General features: G+C 71.9%; 18 protein-coding genes. 13 read left to right on the top strand and 5 right to left on the bottom strand.

Annotated elements, in window-relative coordinates:
- Positions 1 to 400 precede the first annotated feature (400 nt).
- From CLV67_RS37600 to CLV67_RS37620, 5 genes are read left to right on the top strand one after another with little or no spacing between them, the layout of a single operon-like run.
- Positions 401 to 2,431, top strand: coding sequence for a bifunctional aldolase/short-chain dehydrogenase (locus tag CLV67_RS37600; protein WP_106327538.1), 2,031 nt, complete (start codon positions 401 to 403; stop codon positions 2,429 to 2,431).
- Complete coding sequence (locus CLV67_RS37605) at positions 2,428 to 3,807, top strand: rhamnulokinase (RefSeq protein WP_106327277.1); 1,380 nt, start codon at positions 2,428 to 2,430, stop codon at positions 3,805 to 3,807. Before CLV67_RS37600 ends, CLV67_RS37605 begins: the two co-directional genes overlap by 4 nt.
- A 3-nt stretch (positions 3,808 to 3,810) precedes the next feature.
- A complete protein-coding gene (locus CLV67_RS37610; RefSeq protein WP_106327279.1) occupies positions 3,811 to 4,545 on the top strand; it encodes a (Fe-S)-binding protein in 735 nt (244 codons plus the stop codon).
- Positions 4,542 to 5,975, top strand: coding sequence for a LutB/LldF family L-lactate oxidation iron-sulfur protein (locus tag CLV67_RS37615; protein ID WP_106327281.1), 1,434 nt, complete (start codon positions 4,542 to 4,544; stop codon positions 5,973 to 5,975). The genes CLV67_RS37610 and CLV67_RS37615 overlap by 4 nt, the downstream gene beginning before the upstream one ends.
- Positions 5,962 to 6,561 (top strand): LutC/YkgG family protein, encoded by a 600-nt coding sequence (locus tag CLV67_RS37620; RefSeq protein ID WP_106327283.1) that lies wholly within the window; start codon positions 5,962 to 5,964, stop codon positions 6,559 to 6,561. Before CLV67_RS37615 ends, CLV67_RS37620 begins: the two co-directional genes overlap by 14 nt.
- Here the strand turns inward: CLV67_RS37620 and CLV67_RS37625 are convergent.
- From CLV67_RS37625 to CLV67_RS37635, 3 genes are read right to left on the bottom strand one after another with little or no spacing between them, the layout of a single operon-like run.
- Positions 6,551 to 7,351, bottom strand: coding sequence for an inositol monophosphatase family protein (locus tag CLV67_RS37625; protein ID WP_106327285.1), 801 nt, complete (start codon positions 7,349 to 7,351; stop codon positions 6,551 to 6,553). The two genes, CLV67_RS37620 and CLV67_RS37625, sit on opposite strands and share 11 nt — an antisense overlap.
- Positions 7,338 to 7,790: a hypothetical protein gene (locus CLV67_RS37630; protein ID WP_106327287.1), complete on the bottom strand. Its 453-nt coding sequence runs from the start codon at positions 7,788 to 7,790 to the stop codon at positions 7,338 to 7,340. The genes CLV67_RS37625 and CLV67_RS37630 overlap by 14 nt, the downstream gene beginning before the upstream one ends.
- Before the next feature lie 26 nt (positions 7,791 to 7,816).
- On the bottom strand, positions 7,817 to 9,967 hold the full coding sequence (locus tag CLV67_RS37635; protein WP_239166730.1) for a response regulator: 2,151 nt from the start codon (positions 9,965 to 9,967) through the stop codon (positions 7,817 to 7,819).
- Between the two features lie 62 nt (positions 9,968 to 10,029).
- On the opposite strand from CLV67_RS37635, the gene CLV67_RS37640 reads away from it, so the two are divergent.
- The 7 genes from CLV67_RS37640 to CLV67_RS37670 all read left to right on the top strand — a co-directional run bounded on the left by CLV67_RS37640 (position 10,030) and on the right by CLV67_RS37670 (position 15,913).
- Positions 10,030 to 10,404 carry a response regulator transcription factor gene (locus tag CLV67_RS37640; RefSeq protein WP_106327289.1) on the top strand — a complete coding sequence of 125 codons (375 nt, stop codon included), beginning with the start codon at positions 10,030 to 10,032 and terminating at the stop codon, positions 10,402 to 10,404.
- Between the two features lie 57 nt (positions 10,405 to 10,461).
- Complete coding sequence (locus CLV67_RS37645) at positions 10,462 to 11,574, top strand: efflux RND transporter periplasmic adaptor subunit (RefSeq protein ID WP_106327291.1); 1,113 nt, start codon at positions 10,462 to 10,464, stop codon at positions 11,572 to 11,574.
- 77 nt (positions 11,575 to 11,651) lie between these two features.
- Positions 11,652 to 12,776 (top strand): efflux RND transporter periplasmic adaptor subunit, encoded by a 1,125-nt coding sequence (locus CLV67_RS37650; protein WP_239166731.1) that lies wholly within the window; start codon positions 11,652 to 11,654, stop codon positions 12,774 to 12,776.
- A gap of 2 nt (positions 12,777 to 12,778) precedes the next feature.
- Entirely contained in the window at positions 12,779 to 13,504 is a 726-nt protein-coding gene (locus CLV67_RS37655; RefSeq protein WP_106327295.1) for an ABC transporter ATP-binding protein, read from the top strand.
- Complete coding sequence (locus tag CLV67_RS37660) at positions 13,501 to 14,673, top strand: ABC transporter permease (RefSeq protein WP_106327298.1); 1,173 nt, start codon at positions 13,501 to 13,503, stop codon at positions 14,671 to 14,673. The genes CLV67_RS37655 and CLV67_RS37660 overlap by 4 nt, the downstream gene beginning before the upstream one ends.
- Positions 14,674 to 14,683: 10 nt before the next feature.
- A complete protein-coding gene (locus CLV67_RS37665) occupies positions 14,684 to 15,331 on the top strand; it encodes a hypothetical protein (protein ID WP_239166732.1) in 648 nt (215 codons plus the stop codon).
- 84 nt (positions 15,332 to 15,415) lie between these two features.
- A complete protein-coding gene (locus CLV67_RS37670) occupies positions 15,416 to 15,913 on the top strand; it encodes a hypothetical protein (RefSeq protein WP_106327300.1) in 498 nt (165 codons plus the stop codon).
- 11 nt (positions 15,914 to 15,924) lie between these two features.
- Here the strand turns inward: CLV67_RS37670 and CLV67_RS37675 are convergent, their stop codons facing one another.
- On the bottom strand, positions 15,925 to 16,182 hold the full coding sequence (locus tag CLV67_RS37675) for a DUF3040 domain-containing protein (RefSeq protein WP_106327302.1): 258 nt from the start codon (positions 16,180 to 16,182) through the stop codon (positions 15,925 to 15,927).
- A 92-nt stretch (positions 16,183 to 16,274) separates the two neighbouring features.
- Here CLV67_RS37675 and CLV67_RS52245 point away from each other — a divergent pair, with 92 nt between their 5' ends.
- A complete protein-coding gene (locus CLV67_RS52245) occupies positions 16,275 to 16,448 on the top strand; it encodes a hypothetical protein (RefSeq protein ID WP_170154155.1) in 174 nt (57 codons plus the stop codon).
- A 4-nt stretch (positions 16,449 to 16,452) separates the two neighbouring features.
- Here the strand turns inward: CLV67_RS52245 and CLV67_RS37680 are convergent, their stop codons facing one another.
- A complete protein-coding gene (locus tag CLV67_RS37680; RefSeq protein WP_106327304.1) occupies positions 16,453 to 17,556 on the bottom strand; it encodes a M20/M25/M40 family metallo-hydrolase in 1,104 nt (367 codons plus the stop codon).
- Positions 17,557 to 17,603: the final 47 nt, after the last annotated feature.

Genomic DNA, 17,603 nt, shown 5'->3' on the forward strand with positions numbered 1-17,603 from the left:
TTCGGATCGAGGGGTGGTCGCATCGCTGCTGGTCAGCAACTCGGTGAGTTTTCCGGTGGGGGTGCGCCAGTACAGGGTTTCGCGGGGTCGGTTGTTCATTTCAGTGGCGGGGATGAACAACGTTCAAGATCCCCAGGCGCTCCGTTGGGGTGGGCGGGCCAGAGTCTGTCGTGAGGGCGGTACCGCCATCGCCGGCCGCCGTATTTCCCTTGCGGCCGGCCGTATCTCCCGTGCGGCCGGCCCTATTTCCCGTGCGGCCGGCCCTATTTCCCGTGCGGCCGGCCCTATTTCCCGTGCGGCCGGCCTTGACCCGGGCGAGCGGTCCTGCGTAATCTACCGGTAACTCTGAAACGTTTCATCAACAATGATCCACAACGACGCCGAAGAGAAGCGGATCCCCATGACCAACCCCGTAGTCTCCGAGCTCATCGCCCGCTCCAACCGCCTCGGTGCGGATCCTCGGACGACCAACTACGCCGGCGGCAATACCTCGGCTAAGGGCACCGACACCGACCCGGTCACCGGTGACGCGGTCGACCTGGTGTGGGTGAAGGGCTCCGGCGGGGACCTCGGCACGCTGACCGAGAAGGGGCTGGCCGTGCTGCGCCTCGACCGGCTGCGGGCGCTCACCGGCGTCTACCCGGGGCTCGACCGTGAGGACGAGATGGTCGCCGCCTTCGACTACTGCCTGCACGGCAAGGGCGGCGCCGCTCCCAGCATCGACACGGCGATGCACGGGCTGGTCGACGCCCCGCACGTCGATCACCTGCACCCGGACGCCGGCATCGCGATCGCCACGGCCGCCGACGGGCCGGCGCTGACCAAGGAGATCTTCGGCGACCGGGTGCTCTGGGTGGACTGGCGGCGGCCCGGTTTTCAGCTGGGGCTCGACATCTCCGCCGCCTACCGGGCGAACCCGCAGGCGATCGGCGTCATCCTGGGCGGGCACGGGATCACCGCGTGGGGCGCGACCAGCGAGGAGTGCGAGGCCAACTCCAACGAGATCATCAACACCGCGGCGGCCTACATCGCCGAGCACGGCCGTGGTGAGCCGTTCGGTGCCACGGTGATCACGGCCCTCGAAGAGACAGCACGGCACGAGCGCGCGGCCGCCCTCTTCCCGGTGATCCGCGGCCTCGCCTCCACCGACCGCCCGCAGGTCGGGCACTACAACGACAGCGACGTGGTCCTGGAGTTCGCCGGCAGCGAGCGGGTCGGTGAGCTGGGCGCCCTGGGCACCTCCTGCCCGGACCACTTCCTGCGCACCAAGGTGAAGCCGCTGGTGCTGGACACGGCCCCGGACGCCCCGCTGGACGAGGTGATCACGCGGCTCAAGGAGCTGCACGAGGCGTACCGGGCGGACTACCGCGGCTACTACGAGCGGCACGCGACCCCGGACAGCCCGGCCATCCGTGGCGCCGACCCGGCGATCGTGCTGGTCCCGGGCGTGGGCATGTTCTCGTTCGGCGCCAACAAGCAGACCGCGCGGGTGGCCGGCGAGTTCTACGTCAACGCGATCAACGTGATGCGCGGCGCCGAGGCGATCTCCCGGTATGCGCCGATCGACGAGTCCGAGAAGTTCCGCATCGAGTACTGGGCTCTCGAGGAGGCCAAGCTGGCGCGGATGCCGAAGCCGAAGGCGCTGGCCACCCGGGTCGCGCTGGTCACCGGCGCGGGTTCGGGCATCGGCCGGGCGATCGCGCTGCGGCTGGCCGCCGAGGGCGCCTGCGTGGTGGTCAGCGACCGGGACACCGAGGCCGCCGCGAACGTGGCCGCCGAGATCGGTGGGCCGGACGTCGCTGTGGCGGCCGGCCTGGATGTCACCGACGAGGAGGGCGTCGCTTCGGCCGTACGACAAGCGGTCCTGGCCTTCGGTGGGGTTGATCTCGTCGTCAACAACGCGGGCCTGTCGCTGTCGAAGTCGCTGCTGGACACCACCGCGCGAGACTGGGACCTGCAGCACGACGTGATGGCCAAGGGCTCGTTCCTGGTGTCGCGGGAGACCGCGCGGGTGCTGATCGCGCAGGGCATGGGCGGCGACATCATCTACATCTCCAGCAAGAACTCGATCTTCGCGGGGCCCAACAACGTCGCCTACGGTGCGGCCAAGGCCGACCAGGCCCACCAGGTGCGTCTGCTGGCTGCCGAGCTCGGCCCGCACGGCATCAGGGTCAACGGCATCAACCCCGACGGTGTCGTACGGGGGTCCGGGATCTTCGCCGGCGGCTGGGGCGCCGACCGCGCGGCCGTGTACGGGGTGCCCGAGGAGAAACTGGGCGAGTTCTACGCGCAGCGCACCCTGCTCAAGCGGGAGGTCCTGCCCGAGCACATCGCCAACGCGGTCTTCGCGATCACCGGCGGCGACCTGACACACACCACCGGCCTGCACGTCCCGGTCGACGCTGGCGTCGCCGCGGCCTTCCTGCGATGAGCCAGTCCTTCGCCGCCGTCGATCTGGGCGCGTCCAGTGGGCGCGTCGTGGTCGGCCGCTTCGAGAACGGTGGTCTCAGCCTCGACGTCGTGCACCGGTTCCCGAACGAGCCGGTGCGTGTCGGCGGGACGCTGCACTGGGACATCCTGTCGCTGTACCGCGGTGTGGTCGAGGGACTGCGCAAGGCGGGGCCGGTCCGCAGCATCGGCATCGACTCGTGGGCGGTCGACTACGGGCTGATCGACGCGAGCGGGGCGCTGCTCGGCAACCCGGTGCACTACCGCGACGCACGCACCGACGGCGTCGCCGAGCGGGTCAAGGACCTCTACCAGGTCTGCGGGCTGCAGAAACTGCCGTTCAACACGGTCTACCAGCTGATCGCGGCCGAACCGACGCCACAGTACGCGGTGGCGGAACGGCTCCTGATGATCCCGGACCTGCTCGCCTACTGGCTGACCGGCGAGATCGGAGCGGAGTACACCAACGCCTCGACCACCGGGCTGCTCGACGTGCGTACCCGCGAATGGTCCTGGCCGTTGATCTCCGAACTGGGGTTGCGGGAGAAGCTGCTGCCGCCGGTACGGCATCCGGGCGAGCTGATCGGGCACTTCGAGGGGACGCCGGTCGTGGCGGTCGGGTCGCACGACACGGCCAGCGCCGTCGTCGCCGTGCCCGCCGAGGGCACCGGCTTCGCCTACATCTCGTGCGGTACCTGGTCGCTGGTCGGTCTGGAGCTGGACGCCCCGGTGCTGAGCGAGGCGTCGCGGGCCGCGAACTTCACCAACGAAGGCGGCGTCGACGGGACCATCCGCTACCTGCGCAACGTCATGGGCCTGTGGCCGTTGCAGGAGTGCCTGCGCGAGTGGGGCTCGCCGGACCTGCCGTCGCTGCTCGCCGCGGCCGGGGAGGTGCCGGCGCTCGAGTACGTCGTCGACCTCGACGACCCGGTTTTCCTGCCGCCCGGCGACATGGAGGCCCGGCTCCGCAAGGCGGCCGATCTGCCCTCCGGCGCCGACCGGCCGACGATCGTGCGCTGCATCCTGGACAGCCTCGCGCTCGCTCAACGGCGCGCGGTGCGCGAGGCCCGGGAGCTCGCCGATCGTGAGGTGAGCGTGGTGCACCTGGTCGGCGGGGGAGCGCTGAACGAACTGCTCTGCCAGCTGACCGCGGACGCCTGCGGGCTGCCCGTGCTCGCCGGGCCGGTCGAGGCCACCGCCATCGGCAACCTGCTCGTGCAGGCGCGCGCCGCGGGCCTCGTCCCGCCAGGACTGGATGCGATGCGGGCGCTGGTGCGCGAGACTCAACACATTGTGCGGTACGCGCCCGCCGGCTCCGGCGGGGCCTGGGACGCCGCAGCCGCACGACTGGGGAGGTGACCCGTGCGCATCGCGTTCTTCGCCACGTGCCTGGCCGACACGCTCTTCCCGGAGGCGGCCAAGGCGACCGTACGGCTGCTCGAACGACTCGGCCACGAGGTGGTGTTCCCGTTCGAGCAGACCTGCTGCGGGCAGATGCACATCAACACCGGCTATCAGAAGGAGGCGCTGCCGCTGGTCAAGCGGTACGCGTCCACCTTCGACCCGTACGACGTGATCGTCGTGCCGAGCGGCTCCTGCGCCGGGTCGATCCGGCACCAGCACGCCATGGTCGCGTCGGCGTACGGCGACGCCGGCCTGGCGGCCCGCAGCGAGTCGGTCGCGGCACGCACCTACGAGCTGTCCGAGCTGCTCATCGACGTGCTCGGCATCGAGGACGTGGGGGCGTACTACCCGCACCGGGTCACGTACCACCCGACCTGCCACAGCCTGCGCATGATCCGCGTCGGTGACAAGCCGTTGCGGCTGCTGCGCAAGGTACGCGGGCTCGATCTCGTCGAGTTGCCGGGCGCCGAGCAGTGCTGCGGGTTCGGCGGCACGTTCGCCGTCAAGAACGCGGAGACGTCCACCGCGATGCTGGCCGACAAGATGACGAGCATCGTCTCCACCGGCGCCGACGTCTGCACCGCGGGCGACACCTCATGCCTCATGCACATCGGCGGCGGCCTGAACCGGCTGCGCACCGGCGTGAAGACCGTGCACCTCGCCGAGATCCTGGCCTCCACGGAGTACTCATGACCTTTCTCGGAATGCCGGTCACCGCGCCCCGCGGCGTCGGGCACCTGCGCGGCGACCAGCCGTTCCCGGAGGCCGCCCGGGAGGCACTCGGCAACTCACAGCTGCGGCGCAACCTGCGGCACGCCACCACCACGATCCGCGGCAAGTCCGGCCGGGTCATCGCCGAACTGCCGGACTGGCAGCAGCTGCGCGACGCCGGGTCCGCGATCAAGGCCGACGTCATGTCCCGGCTTCCTGAACTGCTGGAACAGCTGGAGGAGCGGGTCACCGCGGCCGGCGGCGTCGTGCACTGGGCGGCCGACGCCAACGAGGCCAACGCCATCGTCACCGACCTCGTCCGGCGGACCGGCTCCGAGCGGGTCATCAAGGTCAAGTCGATGGCCACCCAGGAGATCGGGCTCAACGAGGCCCTCGAAGCGGCCGGCATCACCCCCGTCGAGACCGACCTGGCCGAACTGATCGTGCAGCTCGGCGACGACAAGCCCAGCCACATCCTGGTACCGGCGATCCACCGCAACCGCTCCGAGATCCGGGAGATCTTCCTGCGGGCCATGCCCGGCGTCGACCCGGCCCTGACCGACGACCCGCCGGTGCTGGCCGCGGCCGCCCGGCGCTACCTGCGTGAGACGTTCCTGTCCACGAAGGTAGCCGTGAGCGGGGCGAACTTCGCGATCGCCGACACCGGCACGCTGGGCGTCGTCGAGTCCGAGGGCAACGGCCGGATGTGCCTGACCCTGCCGGACACCCTGATCACCGTCATGGGCATCGAGAAGGTGCTGCCCACCTGGGGCGATCTGGAGGTGTTCCTGCAGCTGCTGCCGCGGGCGTCGACCGGCGAGCGGATGAACCCGTACACCACCATGTGGACCGGCGTGACCCCCGGCGACGGGCCGCAGAACTTCCACCTCGTGCTGCTCGACAACGGGCGCAGCGCGGTCCTCGCCGACCCCGCCGGGCGGTCGGCGCTGCACTGCATCCGCTGCTCGGCCTGCCTCAACGTGTGCCCGGTCTACGAGCGGACCGGCGGGCACTCGTACGGCTCGGTCTACCCCGGCCCGATCGGCGCGGTGCTGTCGCCGCAGCTCACCGGTGTCGCCGACAACGCGTCGCTGCCGTACGCGTCGTCGCTGTGCGGGGCCTGCTTCGACGCCTGCCCCGTGAAGATCGACATCCCGTCGATGCTCGTGCACCTGCGCAACAAGGTCCCGCATCCGCCGGCCGAGAGAGCCGCCATGGCGGCCGCCGCCAGGATCATGAACAGACCACGGCTGTACGCGTCCGCGCAGCGCGCCGCCAAGATGGCCCGCATCGTCGGCCGGCGCGGGCGAGGGCTGCCACCGCCGCTGTCCGGCTGGACGGCGGGCCGCGACCTGCCCGAGTTCCCGAAGCAGACCTTCCGTGATTGGTGGGCCCAGCGTGAGCAGCCGTGACCTGATCCTCGGCCGGGTGCGGGCCGCGCTGCGCGACGCCCCGGTGGTGGCCGCGGTACCCCGTGAGTACCGGCCCGCGGGTACGAACCGGGCTGATCTCGAGGTGCTCGTGGACCGGCTCGTCGACTACAAGGCCGAGGTCTACCGGGTGACGTCGGCCGAGGTGGCCGCGACCGCGGCACGCCTCGCGGGGGAGGGCGGCGCGGTGCTCGTACCGCCGGGTCTGCCCGGAGAATGGCGCCCGGAGGGTGCCTATGCCGACGAGAACCTGACGCCGGACCGCATCGCCGAGGCCGGCGCCGTGCTCACCGCCGCGGCCGTCGCCGTCGCCGAGACCGGCACGATCGTGCTGGACGCCTCACCCGACCAGGGGCGGCGCATCATCACCCTGCTGCCGGACGTGCACGTCTGCGTGCTGCGTCCCGATCAGGTGGTCGCCTCGGTGCCGGACGCGATCGCCCGCCTCGAGCCGGGGCGCCCGCTCACCTGGATCAGCGGGCCGTCGGCGACCAGCGACATCGAGCTCAACCGGGTCGAGGGCGTGCACGGTCCCCGCCATCTGCACGTGCTGATCCTCACCGACTGAGCCGCTGTGCGCTCACCAGGGACAGCAGGGTGGCGTGGGTGTCCGGGTCGGCCGCGGCGATCAGGCCACCGCGACCGGAGTGCGGCGGGCGGCCGTCCAGGTCGGTGACGACGCAGCCGGCCGCCTCGCACAACGCGATCCCGGCGGCGAAGTGGACGCTGTCCGCCAGGTGGCCGTCGGTCACGTACGCGGCCCGGCGACCGGCCGCCACCCAGGCCACGGCCAGCGTCGTGGAGACGACACGGGGCCGGAACCGATCGAGGAACACGTCGTCGGAGAGCATCCGGGCGGCGAGGAACCCGGGCCGGTTCGGGAACGGCGGGTCCAGGTTGAGGTCGACCAGACGTGATTCCGCCGAGGGCGTGAGCGGCTGGTCCACGCCGTCGCGGCGGACGTACGCGGTGCCGTCGCCGGCCCAGAACACCTCGTCGTTGAAAGGGTCGGCGCAGACCGCGACGCTGATCCGGCCGCCTGCACGAAGAGCGACGTTCACCGAGGCCAGCATGTTGCGGACGGCGTAGTTGAGGGTCCCGCACAGCGGATCGACCAGCCACATCCGATCGCCGCCGCCCTCGCCGGTGCGGCCGGTCTCCTCACCGAGCACGAGGTCGTCCGGCCGAGCGGCCCGCAGTGTCTCCAGGATCGCCTTCTCCGCCTCGATGTCCGCGACCGTGGCGAAGTCGTCGCCGTCCTTGCCGAGCCGCGCGAGCGGCGCCCCGTAGTGCGCACGGACGACGGCGGCACCCGCCCCGGCGGCGGCGATACCCAGATCCCGGTCATTGATCGACATGCCCGCACCCTAACGGCAGGTGTCTCCGGAGCACGGCCATCTGCGCGGCGGTGACGAAGGACGGGTTGGAGCCCTGCGGCTGCCGCAGCACCTCGAGAGCGGCGAGGCCCTCATCGGCCCGCACGATGTCCCGGTGCACGCGCTGATCCTCGTCCAGCCAGCGCAACTCCAGCGGCACGCGGAGCTTGCCGTCCGACACCATGGGCGGGCCGCTGAGTTCGCCGACGCCCCAGACTCCCGGTGCCAGCCGGCGGCGGTCGCCGCTGACCCAGAGGAGCACCGGCTGCCCGGCCGCCATGAGACGGGTGCGATAGCCGGGCCGCACGCACCATGTCCGGACCGCCTCGCCCCGGGCCGCCACCTCGGTGATGTCGGAGGTCACGCCGTTGGCCTTGAGCAGCCACGCCCCCAGATCGTCGAGGCTCACCGCGGGTGTCACCCCGCCACGGTACGCGAGCGGGCGGGTCAGGCCGCCCGGGCCAGCTGACGGGAGATCGTCTCCATGGTGTCGCTGATCTCGCCGGCCCGTTCGTGCAGATCGCGCAGCACCTCGCCGGACGAGGCGGGCCGATGGTGGGCGCGGTCCTCCAGGTCGGCGCAGAGGGCCGCGAAACGGTTCGCGCCGAGCGTGGCCGAGGACGCCTTCAAGCCGTGCGCCAGCCGTGCCAGGTTGCGGGTGTCGCCGCTGGCGGCGGCCTCGTCCATGCGGTCGAGCAGGCCGGGCAGGCGGTCGGCGAAGTTGTGAAGGATCTCGGCGAGCTGCCGGCGGTCACCGGGTTCGGCGTCCGGACCGGCGATCACGTCGACGCAGGCCCGGATGGTGGCCGGCTCGCCGTCGTCGGGCCCCGGCAGCGGACCGGCGCCGGCCAGACGGACGTCGGCGTACGCGGCGGCCGTGGCCAGCACGACGTCCAGTTCGGCGTCGTCGATCGGGCGGGCCAGTACGCCGTCCGCGCCGGCCCTGGCGAAGTCGTCTCGCTCCTCCAGGTCCGAGCAGACGGCGACGATGCGGGGCGGTCCGTGCCGCGGCGGATCGGCGTGGATCAGCCTTACCGTCGTCGGACCGTCGAGCACCAGCAGCCCCGAGCCGAGGAGCAGCAGGTCGTAGCGGTCGCGCTGGACGGCCTCCAGGGCGGCCTCGCCGTCGGCGACGGTCAGCACCCGGTGCCCGCGGCGTTCCAGCAGGCGGCGGGCCAGCCGCTGGTCGACCGGGTCGTCCTCGGCCACCAGGACGAGCAGTGCCTGTTTGCGCCCGGCCACCGGCGAGCGGCCGGAACGGTCCGGCTGGAGTGCCTCGTCCACCCGCAGGGTCACGGTCACGGTCGCGCCCTGACCGGGGCGGCTCTCGGTGGTGACGCCCCCGTCCATCGACTCGGCCAGCCGGCGCGCCAGCAGCACGCCGGGGTCGGACTGCCGTTCGGCGGGCATTCCGAGCCCGGTGTCGCGGATCGCGAACCGTACCTCCAGATTCCGGGTGCCCTCCGGATTCCGCTCTTCTTCGGGATGGGCCGAGACGGGATGGGCCGGGACGGGATGGGCCGAGACGCTGACCGTGACGGCGCCGTGTTCCGTGCCGGCGACCGCCTGGCGCAGCAGTGCGGTCAGGATCCGCCGTACCCGCTGCTCGTCGCCGCGGACCCGTTCCGGGCAGCCGGCCGCCAGGTGCGCGGACAGGTGCAGGCCCTTGGCCTCGGCGTCGGGCGCGACCGGGTCCATGGCGCGGCGCACACAGCCGCGCAGCGAGAACGGCCGCCGTTCCAGCAGCAGGTCGCCGGTCTCGATCCGGGCCAGGTCGAGCAGGTCGCCGACGACGCCGAGCAGGGCGGTCCCGCTGGTGTGCACGGTGGTGGCGAGCTCATGCTGCCGCTGGTCGAGGCCGGTGTCCAGGAGCATGCCGGTCATCCGGGTGAGGGCGGTCATCGGCGTACGGATCTCGTGGTGCATCGCGTTCAGGAACGCCGAGCCGGCCGCCGTGGCCGCGGACGCCTCGTCCCGGGCCCGGGCCAGTTCGGTCATCGACGAGTTGAGTACGGTGGCGAGCTCCGCCAGCTCGCGCGGGGCGCGCACGTCCGCGGGCCGGCTCAGGTCACCGCGCCGGAACCGGCGGGCCGCGGCCGTGATCTGGTCCACGGCGCCGGTGAGGCGTCGTTCCAGCAGACGGCCGCCGATCAGCGACAGGAGTCCGGCCAGCACGGCGACCCAGACGATCAACCACCGGTTGGTACGCGCGACCGCGTTCACCTCACCGATGTGCCGGTCCAGCTTCACCTGCTCGTGGCGCCACATCTCGTCGGTCGCGGCCTGCACGACCGTGACGTCGGCCTCCGGCGTGATCCGCTGGAGCAGGTCACGGTGCACCGGGTCCGGGCCGGCGAGCCTGCCGAGCTCCGCCGCGCGGTTGCGCAGTCGCCCGGTGGAGTCGGTCGCGACCTCGCGCAGGTCACCGATCCGGCGGAGGATCTCGCTCGACCGGCGTACCTCGGCCTGCGCCTGAAGGGTCTCGTCGTTGCGCACCAGGCCGGTCACCGCGACGGCCGTGATCGCCGCCAGGACGAACAGCACAGCGGCGCGCAGCAGACGCCCCGCGCTCCAGATCCGGTCACCGATCTCCGGCACGGCCCTTACTGTATGTAGCGATCAAGGGCATCGTGGTGGGTTCGAGCAGAGCGGGGTGAGGTGTGCCTTCGGTTCTCGTGGTCGACGACGATCCGGCCCTGTTGCGCATCATCGAGACGGTGCTCGTCGCGGCGGGGCTGGAGGTGTCGTCCCGCAACACCGGACACGCCGCCCTCCGGGCCGCTCACGCCCGTCCACCGGACTGCACGATCGTCGACTGGTCCCTCGACGCGTCCGGTCACGACATGGACGCCGTCACCCTGTGCCGGGCGTTGCGCGACGGCGAGGACACCGCCGACGTGCCGATCCTGCTGCTGACCGGACGTGGCCGCTGGATGGAGGCGGCCGCCGCCTTCGACGCCGGCGCCGACGACTACCTGCCCAAGCCGTTCTCCGTACAGGAACTCCTGGACCGCATCACCAGCCTCACGCGTTGATTCGCGGCATTCAATTCGAGACGTAGATTCCGGCACAAACGGCGACAATCTACGTTCGTGAGCGAAACAACGGGGCAAAGGCGAGGTAATCGCCGTATCCGGTTCATCGGGGCCGTCATCGTCGTGACCGGTGCGGTGGCCGGTGGCGTGATCGCGGCGCTCGCCAAGGACGACGCCGCCAGACCGGCCGCCGTGGTCGTGGCGCTCGTCGACCGGGGTGAGGTCACCCGCGACGTGGCCACCACCGGCACCGTGGAGCCGGCCACCACCCGCAGCCTGTCCTTCGCGGTGCCGGGCACGGTCGAGTCGGTGAAGGTGCGTGCCGGCAACCGGGTCAGCAAGGGGCAGACCCTCGCGGCTCTGGAGAACGCCGACGCCGCCGACGACGTGAGCGACGCCCAGAGCGGCCTGGCCGAGGCGCAGACCAGGCTCGGCCAGGCGCAGAGCGTCGCGGCCCGGGCCACCGCCAGCGCCACGGCCTGTGCCCCTCCCGCCGACGCCCGGCCGGTCGCAGCGGCCGTCGGCCCGTGTCCGACGAGGGGTTACCCAGACGGCGGAGGCGACCCGGTCCTGACCGCCGAACAGCAGGTCAACCGCGCGGCGCGGGCCGTCGAGGTGGCCGCGAAGGCACTGGACGGCACGAGCCTCGTCGCTCCGATCGCCGGCACCGTGGTGGCCGTCGAGGGCAAGGTCGGCGACCAGGTCCGAGGCGGGTCGACGTTCATCAACCTGGCAGACACGAACGCCATGCAGGTCCGCGCCGAGTTCCCGGAGGCCGACGCCGGTGCGCTCGCCGCCGGACAGGACGCGACGGTCTCGCTCGCCGACTCCGACGTCCTGTACGAGGCCGAGGTGATCCAGGTCGACCCGGCCGGCACGTCCGACGGTACCCTGGTCCGCTACGGCGTGCTGCTCGCCTTCGCCGACTCCCCGGACGACCTGCTCGTCGGGCAGAGCGCCCGGGTGAAGGTGCGCACCGGCGAGGTGGCGGCCGCGCTCCGGGTGCCGTCGACGGCCGTGCACGACGTATCGGGCGGATCGGGCACCGTGCTGGTCCGTGACGGTAACCGGTCGGTCGAGCGCGTTGTCGCCGTCGGGCTCCGCGGGGACCGATACACCGAGATAACCGACGGTCTGGAGCAGGGCGACCAGGTCGTACGTTCCTGGTGAGAAGCGGAATGGGCAGGCACGCGGGGTAATACGGCGGAACACCGGAACAGGAACCCGCCGGAAGGCATGATGACGGTGTGAAAGCGCTGCGACGACCCAGCACCGCCGTGAACGCCCTGCTGGCCCTATTGATCGTCGGTGCCGCGTTCTGGGGCTGGACCCTGCTGCGGGACACCTCGCAGACCAGCGGGGCGAGCGCGTCCGGCGTACGCACCGTCACCGCCGCCCAGGGCACCGTCACCCGGACCGTGTCCGCCGACGGCTCGGTGGCCAGCGCGGCCACCGCCACGGCCACGTTCGCCACCTCGGGCACGGTCACCGCGATCCCGGTGAAGGTCGGCCAGCAGGTCAAGGCGGGCACCCTGCTCGCCCGGGTCGACCCGGCCGACGCCCGGCGGGACCTGGAGCTGGCCCGGGCGAACCTGGAGGCCGCCGAGGACGCGCTGGACCGGGCGCAGGACGCCGGGACCGACACCGACAACGCGGCGAACGCGGTCACCGAGGCCGAACTGGCCGTCGACGAGGCCGAGGCGGCGGTCGCCGGCACCCGCCTGACCGCCCCGATGGCCGGCACGGTGATCGCCGTCAACGGGACTCTCGGCGGTTCGTCGACGGTGGGCACGCAGGACTCGAGCAGCGGGTTCGTCGACCTGGCCGACCTGACGAAACTGCAGATCACGGCCGCCTTCTCGGAGGCCGACGCCACCGAGCTGAAGGCCGGCCAGAGCGCCACCGTGGTGTGGAACGCCCTGCAGAACGCCGAGACGACCGGCGAGGTGGTGGCCGTCGACCCGACCGCGACCGGTTCGGACTCCTCGGAGCAGGACAGCGCGGTCACCTACGGCGTCACGGTCAGCCTGCCGAATCCTCCGGACGGCGCCAAGCCCGGCCAGACCGTCACCGTCTCGGTCGTCACCGGCAGTGTGGAGAACGCGGTCATGATCAACTCGGCCGCCGTCACGGCGACCGGCAACCGGCGGACCGTGGTCGTCGTGGACGGCGCCGGCAAGCAGGAGGTACGCCCGGTCCAGGTCGGACTGGAGGGCGACGACGCCACCCAGATCACCTCGGGACTGGCCTCCGGCGAGCGGGTGGTGCTGCCGATCGGCACCACCTCCACCACGACGACGAACATGCGCGGTGGCGCCGGGTTCGCCCCGGGCGGCGGGCCCCGGGCCGGCACCGGAACGGGCGGGCGCTGACCATGGAGGTGCCGGTTCTCGACGTACGGGACGTCACCAAGGTGTACGGCGGCGGCGACACCGAGGTCCGTGCGCTCGACGGTGTCAACCTGCAGGTGGAGCGGGGCGACTACGTGGCCGTCATGGGCTCGTCGGGCTCCGGCAAGTCGACTCTGATGAACATCCTGGGCTGCCTGGACGTCCCCACGACGGGTACCTACCTGCTGGACGGTGTGGACGTCGGCTCGCTCGGCGACGAGCAGCTGGCGCTGGCCCGGAACCGGTTGATCGGGTTCGTGTTCCAGGCGTTCAACCTGATCCCGCGGACCAGCGCGGTGGCCAATGTGGAGCTGCCGCTGGCGTACTCCGGGATGAGGGCCGCCGAGAGACGCCGCCGGGCGATGTTCGCACTGGACCTGGTGGGCCTCGCCGACCGCGCCGAGCACGAGCCGGATCAGCTCTCCGGCGGTCAGCAGCAGCGGGTCGCGATCGCCCGCGCGCTGGTCACCGAGCCCGCTCTGCTGCTCGCCGACGAGCCGACCGGCAACCTGGACAGCCATGCCACCGACGACGTGCTCGCGGTGTTCGACGACCTGAACGCGGTCGGCCGCACCATCGTGCTGGTCACCCACGAGGAGGAGGTCGGCTCTCGTGCCGACCGGCTGATCAAGCTCTTCGACGGAAGGATCGCGAGCGATTCCCGTCAGGAGCCGGTAGGGCGTCACGCGGCTGCGGGGGTTTTATCATGAACTTCATTGAGATTGTACGATTCGCGCTGCGCGGCATCAGCGCCAACAAACTCCGGTCGATCCTGACCATGCTCGGCATCCTGATCGGTGTCGCCGCCGTCATCCTGCTGGTGGCCGTCGGCAACGGCTCGGCACAGGCGATCACCACCCGGATCGAGGCGCTGGGCACCAACACGCTGACCGTGATGAGCGCGAGCCGGGAGAGCGGCGACCTCACCATGCGGATCGCCGAAGCCCTCGACGACCCGGTCGTCGCCCCCGACGTCCGCTCGGTCTCGCCCGTGGTCAGCACCTCGGCCACCCTCACCTACGAGGGTGCCGAGCATGAGATCAGCTCGCTCGTCGGCACCACGCCGAGCTGGTTCGGCGCGTCCAACAGCCCGGTCGGGACCGGCGCGGCCTTCACGGCCGACGACGAGGCCCAGGCCCGCCGGGTCGTGGTGATCGGCCGGACCGTGGCCGAGGAGCTGTTCGCCGGTGCCGACCCGGTCGGGCAGCAGGTCACCATCGGCGGCGCCCTGTTCACCGTGACCGGCGTACTGAAGGAGAAGAGCTCGTCCGGTTTCCAGGACTCCAACGACACCGCCGTCGCCCCGATCGGAGCGGTCCGTCAGGTCCTGGCCGGGTACGGCCCGCTCAGCTCGATCCTGGTCGAGGCCTCCGACCCGTCGATGGTCGACACGGTCCAGGGCGAGATCACCACGATCCTCGACACGCGGCTCGAATCCGGCAGCTACCGGGTGCAGAACGCGTCACAGCTGCTCGAGACACAGACCGAGACCGCCGACACGTTCACCACCCTGCTCGGCGCGGTCGCCGCGATCAGCCTGCTCGTCGGCGGCATCGGCATCACCAACATCATGCTCGTCACGGTCACCGAGCGGACCCGCGAGATCGGCATCCGCAAGGCCCTCGGCGCGCCCCGCCGGGTGATCCTCACCCAGTTCCTCATCGAGGCGACCCTGCTCAGTGTTATCGGTGGAGGTCTGGGCGTGGCGGCAGCCGTGCTGGGCAGCCGTTTCTCCATCGTCGGCGTGCAGCCGGTGATCGTGCCGAGTTCGGTGGTGCTCGCCCTGGGCGTCTCCGTGCTGATCGGACTGTTCTTCGGCGGACTGCCCGCGGCCCGTGCCGCCCGCCTGCGCCCGATCGACGCCCTCCGCTACGAGTGAGGACCCTCCTGTGACTTCAAAGAACGCCGCGACCTCGGAGAACGCCGCGACCGCGGACGACACGGTGACCTCGGAGGATGCCGCGCCGTCCGGAAACCGTGACACCGAGGTGCTGCCCCGCCAGTCCAGCGGCCACCCGGACCTCGACGAGGCCCTGGCCGCGGTCGCCCCGCGCCGCTGGTGGAACCGCACCACCGTGGGCCTGCTCGGACTGGCCCTGCTTGCCGGTGGCTTCCTCGGCGGCGTCCAGGCCCACGAGCGCTGGGGCACCGGGGAGACGCAGGCCGGCGGCGCTCCGAACGGCGCGGGCATGCCCAGCGGTTTCGGCCCTGCGCCCGGCGGCTCGCGCGGCCCCGGCGCGCCCGGCGCCCGTCCCGAGGTGTCGGGAAGCGGCGCGGCCCCGGGCGGGACGGTCCAGGGCGGCGCCCAGCCCGCCATGGGCGCCGTCGTGGGCACGGTCAAGGTGGTCGACGGTACGACCCTCTACGTGCAGACCGACGCCGGCGAGACGATCACCGTACGGACCGCTGCGGACACGACCGTCAAGGTCAGCCAGGTCGCCTCTCTGGAGAGCATCACCTCCGGCCTGCCGGTGACCGTCGAGGGCCTGCCCGACTCGGAGGGCGTCATCAGCGCGACCGCGATCACCGCCGGCTGAAAAGTCACAGGAACGGCGTCGCCCAGCCGATGCCTCCCCGCAGCGTGGGACGGCAACCGTCCCGCAACGATCTGGGAGACGGCGATGACCGGCATCAGCAGTGTCTCGGCCTCCACCGGCCAGTACTCCTACCTCCGTTCCCCGGTGGCCGCCCAGCGCCGGGAGAACCTGATGTCGAGGGTGGCCGACACGCTCGGCATGACCGTCGACGACCTGCGGTCGAGGCTCGACGACGGTCACAGCCTCAACGAGCTCGCCACCGCCCGGGGCGTACCGCATGAGGATCTGATCCTCGCGATCCGGGCCGGTCTGTCCGCGGGCGACCCCGAGGCGTTCGCGGCCAGGAGGGGCACACCGCCACCGGCGCCGCCGGCCCGGGAACCGCGCGGCGAGAACGCCGGCTTGCGCGACGAGGTCAAACTCCGCGGGGTGAGCCGTCTCCTCGGCATGGACGGCGAGTCGGTCACCACCGCCGCCACCGGTGCGGCCGCACTGGTCACTCTGATGCAGGACAAGGGCATCGATCTGTACGCGCTACGCGGCGTCCTGACCAGCGGCGACCTCATCGACGTCACGGTCTGAGGCGAGGCGGGTCAGCCGTACAGGCGCCGCCGGATCAGGACGAGCGCGACCGCGGCGAGGAACAGATCCAGGGTGACGATCAGGCCCAGCCACCCGAACAGCAGCATCACCGGTGGAACCAGTACGAACAGGACGGCGCACAACACCGCGACGGCGGGGAAGCGGACCTCGGCGTGCGCCCCGGCGGTCATCCGCGCGGCGAACTCGGGGTCGGACAGGTGGATCCGGTGTTCCAGCTCGGCGATTGTGCGACTGTCGTTATCGTTCATCGTCGATTGCTCCTGCTTCGGAGGCTCCGGGGCCTGCCTGTTACCCGGAGTTCCGCGAGTCTAAACGTCCCGTCCGTGGGAATTCTCTCCTCATGACGAAAGAACTTGGGGCGAGAGAGAACGAGAAGCAGACCGAGAGCAGGACGGAGGACCTGCCACGTCACCCGGCGGCACGTCCGCGGGCCGAGGCCGACCGTGAGCTGGTGCCGCCGGACGCGGACCTCGACGAGGATCGGACCGTCCCCGGCAGCGGCGGGCGCCGGTGATCGATCAGAGGGCGATCGGGGCGGTCAGCAGGGCGGCGAGCAGGGCGGTCCGCTCGGCGATTCCGGCGACGGAGACCCATTCGGTACGGGCGTGCGCGCCCCCGCCGCGCGGAGCGAGCCCGTCCACCGTCGGCCGGCCCAGCGCACCGGTCGTGTTGGTGTCGGCCGCTCCGTCGGCGGGACGCCCGCCGACGCTCTGCCCGATGCCCGCGGCGACCGCGCGGACCTGTTCCAGCAGCGCGTCGCCGGCCGGGCCGGGCCGCCAGGTGGGCCGGTGCGACAGCAGCCGGGCCGACACGGCCGCCCTCGCCCGCACCGGCCGCAGCCGCCGCAGCTCACCGAGCACCGCCTCCTCGTCGTCCGGGTCCGCGAACCGCAGCCCCAGATCGGCGTGGGCGCTCCCGGCGACCACGTTGGTGCGCCCGCCCCCGGCAATCGTCCCGGTGTTCAGCAGCACCGGCCGGGACGCGGCCACCGACCGCATCCGGATCAGCTGGTCGACCAGCTCGTCGATGGCGTTGGCCCCGGCGTCCGGATCGAGGGCGGCGTGGGCCTCCACCCCGGTCACCTCGATCCGGGCCCGGGTGCTGCCGCGACGGCCGGTCTTCAGGTCGCCGCCCGGATGCGGCGGCTCGAGCCCGAGCACGGCCCGCGCCCGGGCCGCCTCCGCACGCACCAGGTCCCCGGCGGTGGGGGAGCCGATCTCCTCGTCGGCGACGACGATCACCCGTACCGCGGGATGGGGTCGGTCCTTGATCGTCTCCACCGCGGACAGCAGCGCCGCGATGCCCGCCTTGGTGTCGTAGACGCCCGGCCCGCGGATCACGTCGCCGTCGACCGTCCACGGCATCCCGGCGAGGGTGCCCACCGGCCAGACCGTGTCGTAGTGGCTGAGCAGCAGGATCGGATCGCCGCCGGTCACGCCGTGCGCGGGCAGGGTCCAGATCAGGTGATCGCCGGTCGGGTGCGTCTCGCGGGTGGTCCGGAAGCCGGCCCGGGCGGCGTCGGCGTCGAGGACCCCGGCCAGGACGGCCAGCGCCCGGGCGTCCCCGGTCGGTGACTCACACAGCGTGTACCGGTGCAGCGCTTCGAGCGTGGCTGACGACATATGCGAAAGCTAAGTTGTGGGCTACCCGTTGTCAACGAGCGTTGATG

The sequence above is a fragment of the Actinoplanes italicus genome (genome assembly GCF_003001815.1).
Taxonomy (GTDB): Bacteria; Actinomycetota; Actinomycetes; order Mycobacteriales; family Micromonosporaceae; genus Actinoplanes; species Actinoplanes italicus.

What these genes read in the sequence shown, in the direction of transcription:
- CLV67_RS37680 (WP_106327304.1), bottom strand. Translation starts at nt 17,556, where the DNA reads ATGTCGTCAGCCACGCTCGAAGCGCTGCACCGGTACACGCTGTGTGAG.
- CLV67_RS37660 (WP_106327298.1), top strand. Translation starts at nt 13,501, where the DNA reads ATGAACTTCATTGAGATTGTACGATTCGCGCTGCGCGGCATCAGCGCC.
- CLV67_RS37655 (WP_106327295.1), top strand. Translation starts at nt 12,779, where the DNA reads ATGGAGGTGCCGGTTCTCGACGTACGGGACGTCACCAAGGTGTACGGC.
- CLV67_RS37670 (WP_106327300.1), top strand. Translation starts at nt 15,416, where the DNA reads ATGACCGGCATCAGCAGTGTCTCGGCCTCCACCGGCCAGTACTCCTAC.
- CLV67_RS37600 (WP_106327538.1), top strand. Translation starts at nt 401, where the DNA reads ATGACCAACCCCGTAGTCTCCGAGCTCATCGCCCGCTCCAACCGCCTC.
- CLV67_RS37675 (WP_106327302.1), bottom strand. Translation starts at nt 16,182, where the DNA reads ATGAACGATAACGACAGTCGCACAATCGCCGAGCTGGAACACCGGATC.
- CLV67_RS37625 (WP_106327285.1), bottom strand. Translation starts at nt 7,351, where the DNA reads ATGTCGATCAATGACCGGGATCTGGGTATCGCCGCCGCCGGGGCGGGT.
- CLV67_RS52245 (WP_170154155.1), top strand. Translation starts at nt 16,275, where the DNA reads ATGACGAAAGAACTTGGGGCGAGAGAGAACGAGAAGCAGACCGAGAGC.
- CLV67_RS37615 (WP_106327281.1), top strand. Translation starts at nt 4,542, where the DNA reads ATGACCTTTCTCGGAATGCCGGTCACCGCGCCCCGCGGCGTCGGGCAC.
- CLV67_RS37605 (WP_106327277.1), top strand. Translation starts at nt 2,428, where the DNA reads ATGAGCCAGTCCTTCGCCGCCGTCGATCTGGGCGCGTCCAGTGGGCGC.